Origin of the sequence: Pseudomonas sp. PDM05 (assembly GCF_014851685.1) — a bacterium.
GTDB lineage: Bacteria > Pseudomonadota > Gammaproteobacteria > Pseudomonadales > Pseudomonadaceae > Aquipseudomonas.
This window is the reverse complement of record NZ_JACVAC010000001.1, coordinates 283,556-296,031: the sequence shown is the minus strand read 5'-3', so window position 1 is coordinate 296,031 and position 12,476 is coordinate 283,556. Positions and strand designations below refer to the sequence as shown.

10 protein-coding genes are annotated in these 12,476 nt (G+C 61.3%); 3 read left to right on the top strand and 7 right to left on the bottom strand.

Annotation, left to right across the window (positions count from 1 at the left end):
* Position 1: 1 nt before the first annotated feature.
* Positions 2-1,609 (bottom strand): carboxyl transferase domain-containing protein, encoded by a 1,608-nt coding sequence (locus tag IB241_RS01400; protein ID WP_192296622.1) that lies wholly within the window; start codon positions 1,607-1,609, stop codon positions 2-4.
* Between the two features lie 11 nt (positions 1,610-1,620).
* On the bottom strand, positions 1,621-2,784 hold the full coding sequence (locus IB241_RS01395) for an isovaleryl-CoA dehydrogenase (protein ID WP_192296621.1): 1,164 nt from the start codon (positions 2,782-2,784) through the stop codon (positions 1,621-1,623).
* A 152-nt stretch (positions 2,785-2,936) separates the two neighbouring features.
* Here IB241_RS01395 and IB241_RS01390 point away from each other — a divergent pair, with 152 nt between their 5' ends.
* Positions 2,937-4,580, top strand: a complete 1,644-nt coding sequence (locus IB241_RS01390; protein WP_192296620.1) for an AMP-binding protein — start codon at positions 2,937-2,939, stop codon at positions 4,578-4,580.
* 673 nt (positions 4,581-5,253) lie between these two features.
* On the opposite strand, the gene IB241_RS01385 is transcribed toward IB241_RS01390, so the two are convergent.
* The 3 genes from IB241_RS01385 to IB241_RS01375 all read right to left on the bottom strand — a co-directional run bounded on the left by IB241_RS01385 (position 5,254) and on the right by IB241_RS01375 (position 7,603).
* A complete protein-coding gene (locus tag IB241_RS01385) occupies positions 5,254-6,153 on the bottom strand; it encodes a hydroxymethylglutaryl-CoA lyase (RefSeq protein ID WP_192296619.1) in 900 nt (299 codons plus the stop codon).
* Between the two features lie 16 nt (positions 6,154-6,169).
* The gene (locus tag IB241_RS01380) at positions 6,170-6,562 is read right to left on the bottom strand and encodes a MerR family transcriptional regulator (RefSeq protein WP_017737716.1); all 393 of its coding nucleotides are present in this window, start codon (positions 6,560-6,562) and stop codon (positions 6,170-6,172) included.
* 105 nt (positions 6,563-6,667) lie between these two features.
* Positions 6,668-7,603, bottom strand: coding sequence for a LysR family transcriptional regulator (locus tag IB241_RS01375; protein WP_192296618.1), 936 nt, complete (start codon positions 7,601-7,603; stop codon positions 6,668-6,670).
* Between the two features lie 151 nt (positions 7,604-7,754).
* Between IB241_RS01375 and IB241_RS01370 the strand changes: the two genes are divergently transcribed.
* Positions 7,755-8,984: an acyl-CoA dehydrogenase gene (locus IB241_RS01370; protein ID WP_192296617.1), complete on the top strand. Its 1,230-nt coding sequence runs from the start codon at positions 7,755-7,757 to the stop codon at positions 8,982-8,984.
* A 125-nt stretch (positions 8,985-9,109) separates the two neighbouring features.
* On the opposite strand, the gene IB241_RS01365 is transcribed toward IB241_RS01370, so the two are convergent.
* Positions 9,110-10,441 (bottom strand): substrate-binding domain-containing protein, encoded by a 1,332-nt coding sequence (locus IB241_RS01365; RefSeq protein WP_192296616.1) that lies wholly within the window; start codon positions 10,439-10,441, stop codon positions 9,110-9,112.
* 363 nt (positions 10,442-10,804) lie between these two features.
* Positions 10,805-11,617, bottom strand: coding sequence for an exodeoxyribonuclease III (xthA, locus tag IB241_RS01360; protein WP_192296615.1), 813 nt, complete (start codon positions 11,615-11,617; stop codon positions 10,805-10,807).
* 170 nt (positions 11,618-11,787) lie between these two features.
* On the opposite strand from xthA, the gene IB241_RS01355 reads away from it, so the two are divergent.
* On the top strand, positions 11,788-12,438 hold the full coding sequence (locus IB241_RS01355; protein WP_192296614.1) for a GNAT family N-acetyltransferase: 651 nt from the start codon (positions 11,788-11,790) through the stop codon (positions 12,436-12,438).
* Positions 12,439-12,476 lie beyond the last annotated feature (38 nt).

Sequence of the window (12,476 nt, the reverse complement as noted above, 5' to 3'; positions counted from 1 at the left end):
TTTACATGCGGAACACGCCGAAGCGGCTCGGCTCGATGGGGGCATTCAACGCAGCAGAGAGGGCCAGGGCCAGCACGTCGCGGGTTTGCAATGGGTCGATGACACCGTCGTCCCACAGGCGTGCGCTGGAATAGTAGGGGTGGCCCTGGGTTTCATACTGGTCGAGGATCGGCTGCTTGATCGCTCGTTCTTCCTCGGCACTGAAGGCGTTGCCGGCCCGTTCGGCCTGCTCGCGCTTGACCTGCACCAGCACCCCGGCGGCCTGTTCGGCGCCCATCACGCCAATGCGGGCGTTCGGCCACATCCACAGGAACCGTGGGTCATACGCGCGGCCGCACATGCCGTAGTTACCCGCACCAAAGCTGCCGCCGATGATTACCGTGAACTTCGGCACCTTGGCGCAGGCCACCGCCGTGACCAGCTTGGCGCCGTGTTTGGCGATGCCGCCGGCTTCGTATTTCTGGCCAACCATGAAACCGGTGATGTTCTGCAAAAACAGCAGCGGAATGCCGCGCTGGCAGGCCAGCTCGATAAAGTGCGCGCCTTTTTGCGCGGCTTCGGCGAACAGGATGCCGTTGTTCGCCAGGATCGCTATCGGGTAGCCGTGCAGGTGCGCAAAGCCGCACACCAGGGTGGTGCCGAACAGCGCCTTGAACTCGTCGAACACCGAGCCGTCCACCAGCCGTGCGATCACTTCGCGCACGTCGAACGGCTGCTTGGCATCGGCGGGGATCACGCCATACAGTTCCTCGCCGCTGTACAACGGCGCTACGGGCGTGCGTTGCAGCAATTCGCCCTGTTTGCGCCAGTTGAGGTTGGCCACGCTGCGCCGGGCCAGCGCAAGGGCGTGTTCGTCGTTGTCGGCGTAGTGGTCGGCCACCCCGGAAATCTTGCAGTGCACATCGGCGCCGCCGAGGTCTTCGGCACTCACCACTTCACCCGTGGCGGCCTTTACCAACGGAGGGCCGGCGAGAAAGATAGTGGCTTGCTGGCGCACCATGATCGCTTCGTCTGCCATGGCCGGCACATACGCGCCGCCGGCGGTGCACGAGCCCATCACCACGGCGATCTGCGGGATGCCCTGGGCGCTCATGTTGGCCTGGTTGAAGAAGATCCGCCCGAAGTGCTCGCGGTCAGGGAACACTTCATCCTGACGCGGCAGGTTGGCGCCGCCGGAGTCCACCAGGTAGATGCACGGCAGGCGGTTTTGCTCGGCGATGGTTTGGGCGCGCAGGTGTTTTTTCACCGTGAGCGGGTAGTAGGAGCCGCCTTTCACCGTGGCATCGTTGGCGACGATCATGCATTCGACGCCCTCCACGCGGCCGATCCCGGCAATCACGCCGGCGGCGGGTACGTCCTCGCCATACACCTGATGGGCGGCGAGTTGGCTGAGTTCGAGGAAGGGCGAGCCTGGGTCGAGCAGGCGGTTGATGCGCTCGCGCGGCAGCAGTTTGCCGCGTGAGGTGTGCCGCTCCTGGGCTTGCGCGCCGCCGCCTTGTCTGACGTGGGCGAGCAGGGTGTGCAGGGCATCGACCTGCTGGCGCATCGCCGCGTTGTTGGCGGCAAATTCCGCCGAGCGCGGGTTGAGCTGGGTATGCAAGGTGGCCATGGCGCGCTCCCTCAGCGGGTTTCGTTGAACAGTTCGCGGCCGATCAGCATCCGGCGGATCTCACTGGTGCCGGCGCCGATTTCGTACAGCTTGGCGTCGCGCAGCAGGCGGCCGGCGGGGAATTCGTTGATGTAGCCGTTGCCGCCGAGGATCTGGATCGCGTCGAGGGCCATCTGCGTGGCGCGTTCGGCGCTGTAGAGGATCACGCCGGCGGCGTCCTTGCGCGTGGTCTCGCCGCGCTCGCAGGCCTGGGCCACGGCATAAAGGTAGGCACGGCTGGCATTGAGTTGGGTGTACATGTCGGCGACCTTGCCCTGGATCAGCTGGAATTCACCGATGCTCTGGCCGAACTGCTTGCGGTCGTGGATGTAGGGCACGATCAGGTCCATGCACGCTTGCATGATCCCGGTGGGGCCGCCGGACAGCACTACGCGTTCGTAGTCCAGGCCGCTCATCAGCACTTTCACCCCGCCGTTGAGTACGCCGAGGATGTTTTCCTCGGGCACCGCGACGTCATCGAAAAACAGCTCGCAGGTGTTGGAGCCGCGCATGCCCAGCTTGTCGAATTTGTTGCTGCGGCTGAAACCCTTCCAGTCGCGCTCGACGATAAATGCGGTGATGCCGTGGGCACCCTTTTCCAGGTCGGTCTTGGCGTAGATCACGTAGGTGTTGGCGTCGGGGCCGTTGGTGATCCAGGTCTTGCTGCCGTTGAGCACGTAGTGGTCACCGCGCTTGTCGGCGCGCAGTTTCATCGAGACCACGTCGGAGCCGGCGTTCGGTTCGCTCATGGCCAGGGCGCCGACGTGTTCGCCGCTGATCAGTTGGGGCAGGTACTTGAGTTTCTGCGCGTGATTGCCGTTGCGGTTGATCTGGTTCACACACAGGTTGGAATGGGCGCCGTAGGACAACGCCACCGAAGCCGAGCCGCGGCTGATCTCTTCCATGGCCACCACGTGGGCCAGATAGCCCAGGCCAGCGCCGCCGTATTCTTCCGGGACGGTGATGCCAAGCAGGCCCATGTCGCCGAACTTGCGCCACAGGTCGGCGGGGAACAGGTTGTCACTGTCGATTTGTGCCGCGCGGGGGGCGATTTCCTTGGCGACGAAGGACTGCACCTGGTCGCGCAGCATGTCGATGGTTTCGCCGAGGGCGAAGTTCAGGGACGGGTAACTCATGGACAGGCACCTTAATGTGAGCGTTGTTTTTGTGTGGGTTCAACGCCGGGAGGAGGGCGCTCACCTTTACGTTAACGTAAGCTTGCGTTAAGGCGCTGTCAATCGTAGTTTACGTAAACGTCAACCTAACAAAAAAGACAATAGGGGTCGTTATGGAACAACCGAATCTGAGCTACAGCCGCGGTTCTCAGGACAAGACCTTGCTGGCCATGACGATTGGCCAGGCCTTTGATCAAACCGCTGCACAGTTTCCCGATGGCGAAGCCCTGGTAGTGCGCCATCAACAACGTCGCTACACCTGGCGCCAACTCGCTGAAACCGTTGACCTGCACGCCCGGGCCTTCCTCGCCCTGGGCATGCAGACCGGCGACCGCCTGGGGATCTGGGCGCCCAATTGCGCCGAGTGGTGCATCAGCCAGATCGCCAGCGCCAAGCTGGGCGTGATCCTGGTCAACATCAACCCGGCCTATCGCAGTAGCGAGTTGGAATACGTGCTCAAGCAATCCGGCTGTCAGTGGCTGGTGTGCGCCGGGGCGTTCAAGACCTCCGATTACCACGGGATGCTGCAGGATTTGAAGCCGGACCTGCGTGGCATGATCAGTCTCGACCCCAGCCCGCCGTCGGGATTCCTGCCGTGGTCGCAGTTGGCGGCGCTCGGGGCAGGTATCCCGCCCGAACAGTTGCACTCTCGCCAGGCCAGCCTGCGCTTCGATCAGGCCGTGAATATCCAGTACACCTCCGGCACCACCGGTTTTCCCAAGGGTGCCACCCTCTGTCACCACAACATCCTCAATAATGGCTACATGGTCGGCGAAAGCCTGGGCCTGACCGCGCAGGATCGCCTGGTGATCCCTGTGCCGCTGTATCACTGTTTCGGCATGGTCATGGGCAACCTGGGCTGCATCACCCATGGCACCACCATGATCTACCCGAATGATGGCTTCGACCCGCTGTTGACCCTGACTGCCGTCGCCGAAGAAAGTGCCACCGGCTTGTATGGCGTGCCCACCATGTTCATCGCCATGCTCGATCATCCGCAGCTTGGCGACTTTGATCTGTCCACCCTGCGCACCGGCATCATGGCCGGCGCCACCTGCCCCATCGAAGTGATGCGCCGGGTGATCAGCGAGATGCACATGAGCGAGGTGCAGATAGCCTACGGCATGACTGAAACCAGCCCGGTGTCTTTGCAAACCGGTGCGGATGACGACCTGGAGCGCCGCGTGACCACGGTTGGCCGCACCCAGCCACAACTGGAAAGCAAGATCATCGACGCCGACGGCAACACGGTTGCGCGCGGTGAGATCGGCGAACTCTGCACCCGTGGCTACAGCGTCATGCTCGGCTACTGGCACAATCCCGACGCCACCCGCGAAGCGATCGACGACGCTGGCTGGATGCATACGGGCGACCTGGCAAGCATGGACGCCCACGGCTACGTGTGCATCGCCGGGCGCAACAAGGACATGATCATTCGTGGCGGAGAGAACGTGTATCCGCGTGAGCTTGAGGAGTTTTTCTTCACCCATCCGGCGGTGGCAGACGTGCAGGTCATCGGCATTCCCGACGAGCGATACGGCGAAGAGATCGTCGCTTGGGTCAAGTTTCATCCCGGCCATGTGGCCAACGCGCTGGAGCTGCAAACCTGGTGCAAGGGCCGCATTGCGCACTTCAAGACGCCCAGGCATTTCAAATTCGTGGATGAGTTTCCGATGACGGTGACGGGCAAGATCCAGAAATTCCGGATGCGCGAGATTTCGATGCAAGAGTTGCGCATGCAGCCCCCGTCGCAGTGAGGCTCAATGTGGGAGCTGGCTTGCCTGCGATAGCGGTCTGTCAGCTACAGGTGTGTTGCCTGATCCGCCGCTTTCGCGGGCAAGCCCGCTCCCACATTTTGAATAGCGCGGTGTCAGGCAAATCGCTGAATCGCAGAAAGCACAAAGGGGACCCAAAGGTCCCCTTTAATTTGTCGTTACGTGCTCTTTTTTTATTATTGAGGGGCGGTCTATTGTTGTTTTTGGTAACCGTTACCCTTTACCGCTGTTTTTGGCGACCCCCATCCGGGGTCAAGAGCAAACGTATTTTTTTGAGCGCTGATCTGCTTCTTCGTACGCGATCCAACCAGTGGGTAGCTACCTGAAGGTAGTTTTATTGTTCTCTACTGGTCGCGGGTTTCGGCGATGCCGTTCCCTGCGAAGCACATCTTCTCCAAAAAAATCTGTTAGCTGCGTCTCTGCCGTGTTGTTTTTGTTATGTCAGAGTCGTTTCGTCTTATTTTTATTAGGTTTGGCGCTTTTTATTCTTGTTATGCCATAGAGATAGCAGGAGCCGTGCCAACTTTTGAAAATCCTTTAAAATCAATGACTTGGTTTTTTGTGTGGGCAACAGCCTACGGCTAATGCGACAAAATATGTTCCCGTGTTACTCGATGTGTAGTCGGGCGGTAACACATTGTCACGGCTACGCTACTCAACTGGCCCTACGCGCCTTGGCTACTCGCGACCCCGTCGGCCGACCCAGCACGTGGCTGATTTGCTCACCCGCGCGAATCAATGCCTGCAGGTCGATACCGGTGTTGATACCCAGGCCGTTGAGCAGGTACAGCACATCTTCGGTGGCGACGTTACCACTGGCGCCCTTGGCGTAGGGGCAGCCACCGAGGCCCGCGATAGAGCTGTCGAACACATGGACCCCTTCCAGCAGGCTGGCGTAGATGTTCGCGACAGCCTGCCCATAGGTGTCATGGAAATGCCCGGCCAGCTTGTCCCGTGGCACCTGCGCGCCGACCACCTCGAACAACCGCCGCGTGGCCCCCGCCGTGCCGGTGCCGATGGTGTCGCCCAGGGACACCTCGTAGCAGCCCATGGCATACAACTCCCGTGCGACCGCGGCGACTTGCTCCGGCGCAATCTCGCCCTCGTAAGGGCAGCCCAGCACGCACGACACATAACCACGCACGCTGATGCCGTGCTGTTTGGCCGCGGCCATGATCGGCGCGAAACGTTCCAGGCTCTCGCTGATGGAACAGTTGATATTGCGCTGGGAAAACGCCTCGGATGCCGCCGCGAACACTGCGACTTCCTTCACCCCCGCGGCCAGCGCATCGTCAAAACCACGCAGGTTCGGCGCGAGCGCGCCGTAGGTTACGCCGGGCTTGCGCTGGATCTGCGCGAACACCTCGGCCGACCCGGCCATCTGCGGCACCCATTTGGGCGAGACAAAGCTGCCGACTTCGATATAGCTCAAGCCTGCGGCGCTTAACGCGTCCACCAGTTGGACCTTGTCGGCCACGCTGATCGGCTGGGCTTCATTCTGCAAACCGTCGCGCGGGCCGACTTCCACCAGGCGCACATGGGAGGGGAGGGACATGGCAGTTACCTTCTGGTCAATGGCCAACCTGGCTCATGGTGTGGGCCAGGGCCTGGGTGCAACGCTCTTCGGCGGTGTCCAGTTCCAGTTTCATCTGTTCGATGTCCAGCAGTTGCTGCTCCAACTGCTCACGGCGCTCGGCGATCTTGCTGAGCATGCTGTTGAGTTGGATGTGGTTGCCGCTGGTGGGGTCGTAGAGTTCGATCAGTTCGCGGCATTCGGCCAGGGAAAAGCCGATACGCTTGCCACGCAGGATCAGCTTGAGGCTGACCTTGTCCCGCGCCGAGTAGATGCGCTCCTGGCCCCGGCGTTCCGGGGCCAGCAGACCTTGTTCTTCATAGAAGCGAATGGCGCGGGTGGTGATGTCGAGCTCGCGGGCGAGGTCGGAGATGCTGTAGGTGGTACTCATGGCGGTGCCCAGGAAGAAGTCTTGGACGCTAAGCTAATGGCTGCTTGACGTTAACGTCAAGCAGGTCGCCGTCCGTAGCAAGAGCGCTTGCCACAAAAAGACCACTCAAGCCTGCTTGCCATCCAATTTCTTTTCGTGCGCCGTCACTTGCTGGCACAACTCGATCATCTGCTCGCGCATCCAGCGGTTCGCCGGGTCCTGGTCAGTGCTTTCGTGCCAGTAAAGATGGGTTTCCACCGGCGGCACGTCGTTCACCGGCAGGTTGAACCAGTGCAATTCATGACGGCGAGCGAAGCGTTCGGGCACGGTCATGACCATGTCGGTCTGCTGCAACACCTGCGACGCCATCAAATAATGCTGGGAACGCAGGGCGATCTTGCGTTGCAAGCCCATCTTGCCCAGTGCCAGGTCCACATGGCCCAAACCGTTGCGGCGGCTGGAGATATGAATGTGGGTCAGCCCCAGGTAATCATCCAGGGTCAGCTTGTCCTTGCCCGCCAGCGGGTGGCCCTTGCGCATCGCGCACACGTAGCGGTCTTCCATCAGCTTGACGTGGCGCACCTGGGGGTCGGTGTTGAGTGGCGCGTCCACGGCGAAATCCAGACGCCCGGCAGCCAGCTCCTTGGTGGTTTCGCGGCGTTTGGACAGGAAACTCTCGATCACCACCGTGGGTGCCAGGCGGCGCAGGCGCTGGAACAGCGGCGGCAAAATCACCGCTTCGGTGAGGTCGGTCATGCTGATGCGGTAGGTCTTGGCCGCTTGCTGCGGGTTGAAGATGCGGCTTTCCTGCACCGACACCCGCAACAACGACAGCGCATTGCGCACCGGGCCGATGATGTTCTGTGCCATCGGTGTGGGCACCATGCCCTGGGCGGTGCGCACGAACAGCGGGTCGTTGAAGGTCTCGCGCAGACGCGCCAGGGCGTTGGACACCGCCGGCTGGGTGATGCCCACGATCTGCCCGGCGCGGGTCAGGTTGGCTTCGGTGTAGATCGCGTCGAAGACGATAAAGAGGTTGAGGTCGACCTTGCTCAGATTCATTTCGTTGCGCTCTTATTGTTAGGTGGTCATACGTCGATCATATATCGGTGATGAATGTTAATACACGCCGAGAATAGGCTAGGTAAATTATCAACGCTGTTCTAGCATCGATTGCATGACCTAAACAACCTCTCAGAGAAGGGAGCTGCTCATGGATTTCGCCTATTCGCCCAAGGTTCAGGAACTGCGTGAACGCGTCACTGCGTTTATGGATGCATACGTTTACCCCGCCGAGCCGGTGTTCGAACGCCAGGTCAGCGAAGGCGACCGCTGGCAGCCCACCGCGATCATGGAAGAGCTGAAAGCCAAGGCCAAAGCCGAAGGCCTGTGGAACCTGTTCCTGCCGGAATCCGAGCTGGGTGCCGGCCTGACCAACCTCGAATACGCGCCATTGGCCGAAATCATGGGCCGCTCCCTGCTGGGTCCGGAGCCGTTCAACTGCTCCGCCCCCGACACCGGCAACATGGAAGTGCTGGTGCGCTACGCCAACGAAGAGCAGAAACAACGCTGGCTGCAACCCCTGCTGCGCGGTGAGATCCGCTCGGCCTTCGCCATGACCGAACCGGACGTGGCCTCATCCGACGCCACCAACATGGCCGCCCGCGCCGAGCGCCAGGGCGACCAATGGGTGATCAACGGCAAGAAATGGTGGACCTCCGGCGCCTGTGATCCGCGCTGCAAGATCCTGATCTTCATGGGCTTGAGCAACCCCGACGCACCGCGCCACCAGCAGCATTCGATGATCCTGGTGCCGGTGGACACCCCTGGCGTGAAGATCGTGCGCCCGCTGCCGGTATTCGGCTACGACGACGCCCCCCACGGCCACGCCGAAGTGCTGTTCGACAACGTGCGGGTTCCGTACGAAAACGTCCTGCTCGGCGAAGGTCGCGGCTTCGAAATCGCCCAAGGCCGCCTTGGCCCAGGCCGTATCCACCACTGCATGCGCTCCATCGGCATGGCCGAGCGCGCATTGGAATTGATGTGCAAACGCTCGGTCAGCCGTACCGCGTTCGGCAAGCCATTGGCGCGCCTGGGCGGCAATATCGACAAGATTGCCGACTCACGCATGGAGATCGACATGGCACGCCTGCTGACCTTGAAGGCGGCGTACATGATGGACACCGTGGGCAACAAAGTGGCGAAAAGCGAAATCGCCCAGATCAAGGTGGTGGCGCCGAACGTGGCGTTGAAGGTGATCGACCGCGCGATCCAGATCCATGGCGGTGCGGGGGTGTCCAACGACTTCCCGCTGGCCTACATGTACGCCATGCAACGCACCCTGCGCCTGGCCGATGGGCCGGATGAAGTGCACCGGGCGGCGATTGGCGAGTTCGAGATTGGCAAGTATGTGCCCCGGGAGTTGATGCGCAGCGGGCAGTAAGTAGGACCGAGTCGCCTGCATTCGCGAGCAAGCCCGCTCCCACACTTTGATTTGTGAACACATTCAAAATGTGGGAGCGGGCTTGCCCGCGATGAGGCCAGTCGCTACAACACCATCCCCAAGCCTCAATACACCCAAACCTCCACTCGCCGATTCTTGATCCGGCCCTCATCCGCCGTATTCGCCGCCACCGGCATCTGCGCGCCAAACCCGCGAATATCCCTCAGCACCACGCCGCTCTTGACCAGCTCGCGCCGCACCGCCATGCCCCGCAACTTCGACAGCAGCGCCGCACGCTGCGGGTCATTCTTGGCATCGCCAAAGCCCACCAGGGTGACTTGGCGGTCGAGCTTGTCGTGGCCTTTGAGATACGCCACCACTCGCTGCAAATCCTGGCGTGCCTTGTTGTCCAGGCTGGCGCTGCCTTCTTCGAAACGAAAGTTCACGGTCAGGCGCTGGGCTTCACGGGCGATGCGTTGATAGTCCTCAGGCATCGACGGGCGCGGTTCCACGGCCATCGCCTGCACCTGCTGCGCGATAAACCCGTTGGCGGCGACAATCGCCTGGCCCTTGCTGCTCTGGCTAAAGTCCACCAGCGCCTTGGCCCACGGGTTATGGCTGGACGGCGGCAGATAGAAAAACAGTCGGCGCGACAGTGGGTAGTCCTCGGTGGCGATCAGGCTGTTGAGCGGCAACATCGACTGCGAGTCACCATCGACAATCGCCACGGCCTTGGCCTGGCGCACATAGGGCAGGCCGATAAAGCCGATACCCTGGGGGTCCTGACTCACGGCATCGGACAGCTGTTCACTGGACTCGAAGCGTTTGGCCGAAGCCGCCAGCGGTTTGCCGCGCAGGCGCAGCACCAGTTCCTTGAAGGTGTCGTAGGTGCCGGACTGGTCATCCCGCGCATATAAATGAATGGCGCCGCCGACACCGCCCAAGGCCTCCCAGGAGGTCACTTCACCGTTGAAGATCTGCGCCAGTTGCTCGGTGCTCAGGCTGGCCAACGGGTTCTGTGGGTTGAGGATGATGGCCAGGCCGTCGATGGCGATGACCTGCTCGGCGTCGGGGCTTTTCAGGTCGCCGAGGGGCTCGAGGTCGACCAGTTCGCTGTCCTTGATCGGGCGGGATGACGCGGCCAGGTCGGCGCTGGATTTTTTCAGCGCGGCAAACCCGGTGCTGGAGCCGTGGGCGGCGATCTCGATCAATACGGTTTTGCCTTGGCGATTCTTGCCCAGCACCCGCAGCTCATTGGCGCCGTCGCCGGGTTCGCTGTGCACCGCTTGCAAGCCCTGGTGCTCCATCAACCCCTTGACCAACGCCGGCCCCAGTGCCGCGCCAATGGTGTTGGAGCCCTGGATGCGCAAAGCAGGGCCTTGATCGGGAACGGGCAGGGCGGCGCACACCGCGTGGAGGGGAAACAGAGTCAGCAGGAACAGAGCGCGCAGCCGCATGCCGGCACCTTCTTGGGCCAAAGGGAGTGCCGCGAGAATAAGTCAGTAAGATTGCGTAAATATGACAGGTGTTCACAGGGCGAAAATGTGGGAGCGGGCTTGCCCGCGAAAGCGCAATGTCAGAAAAATATGCACTGACGGACCCACCGCATTCGCGGGCAAGCCCGCTCCCACAGTTGAGTGGTGTTGATGCTCAATAGGCGCTCGGCTGGAGATCGCCCAGGCACTGCCAATCCCCTGTGGTAGTTGTCGAGCTTTAGCGAGGCTGCGAAGGCGGCGGTACTGTTGGTGGAGATGTTGCCCTCCACCATAGAATCTCCCACACCCGCCCGCTCCCACGGGTTGCCTGGGTGCAACCTGAGATCAGCTCAATTCAAGCCAGATCGGTGCGTGATCAGACGGCTTTTCCAACCCGCGCAATTCGTAATCCACCCCCGCATCCTTGACCCGTGACAGCAAGCCATTGGAGGCCATGATCACGTCAATCCGCAGCCCGCGCTTGGGCTCATCCTCGAACCCTCGGCTACGGTAGTCGAACCAGCTGAAACGATCGGCCACATCCGGGTTCAGGTGACGGAAGCTGTCCACCAGGCCCCAGTTCTTCAGGCGCGCCATCCACTCACGCTCTTCCGGCAGGAAGCTGCACTTGCCGGTTTTCAGCCAGCGCTTGGCGTTGTCCGGGCCGATGCCGATGTCGATGTCTTCCGGCGAGATGTTGATGTCGCCCATCACCACCAACGGCTGGTCATTGCTGAACTGGCTTTCCAGCAGCTGTTGCAAGTCTTCATAGAAGCGCTGCTTGGCTGGGAACTTGGTCGGGTGGTCGCGGCTTTCACCTTGTGGGAAATAGCCGTTCATGATGGTGATCGGAGTGCCGTGCTCGTCGGCGAAAGTGCCCCAGATAAAACGGCGCTGGGCATCTTCTTCATCGCTGGCGAAACCTTTGTGCAGGCTCAACGCCGGCTTGCGCGAAAGCAGGGCCACGCCGTAGTGGCCTTTTTGGCCGTGGTAGTACACGTGATAGCCAAGAGCCTGCACTTCGGCCAGGGGGAACTGGTCGTCGTGGACCTTGGTTTCCTGCAGGCCGATCACATCCGGTTGATGCTTTTCAATCAGCGCCGCCAACTGATGTGGGCGGGCGCGCAGCCCATTGATATTGAAGGAGACGATTTTCATGGTCGGCAGTCCAGTCTGGGCAAAAGGGCGATGCTAGCCGACAAGTCGGGCGGGGGCCAGCGTGGCGGTAGGATGGATGCACTGCTAATGTCTGGGAACGACTGGAGTCGCGTAGGTTCGTACCCATAAGAACGCCATCCTTTTCAATGGCGCCCAGGGAGATCAACTGTATGCCGGACACGTCCACTGCCACCGCCGAAATTCGCCTGCTCAACAGCGGCTATTCCCGCGAGGCCCGCTCCCTGTTGTACCAGGCCTATCGGCATGAGCCGACGTTCGCCTACATCTTCGAAGCCGAACGTCCCGGTTATGAACAGCGGGTACGCGCCACCGTGCGTGAACTGGTCAAGCAGCATTTTTTCCAGAAACTTCCCGCCATCGGCCTGTTCGTCAACGACCGCCTGATCGGCATCGCGCTGATCGCCCCCCCGCAGCGCCGCCTGGGGATCACCGAGAGCTGGGCCTGGCAGATCCGCATGTGGCTGAGCACCGGGGTGCGTGGCACCCGGCGTTACCTCGACTACCACCACGCGGTGCTGGCCTGTCTGCCCGGCGAGGCGGTGCATATGCTGCCGCTGTTGGGTATTCACCCGCAATTCCAGGGCAAACACTACGGCGAGCAACTGCTGGAGGCGGTGCACAATTGGTGCGCCGAAGACCCACACTCATCCGGTGTGGTGCTGGACACTGGGAATTCTCGCTATCTGGAGTTCTATAAACGCCAGGGCTATGAGGAGATTGGTGAAGTCGCCGTAGGACCTGTGCTGGAACATGTTTTTTTCCACCCCAATCCCCAGGCGTTACATGCTGCAACGGCTTAGCGCAGAATTTTTCAGATTCATCCGAGTTCTAAGAAACT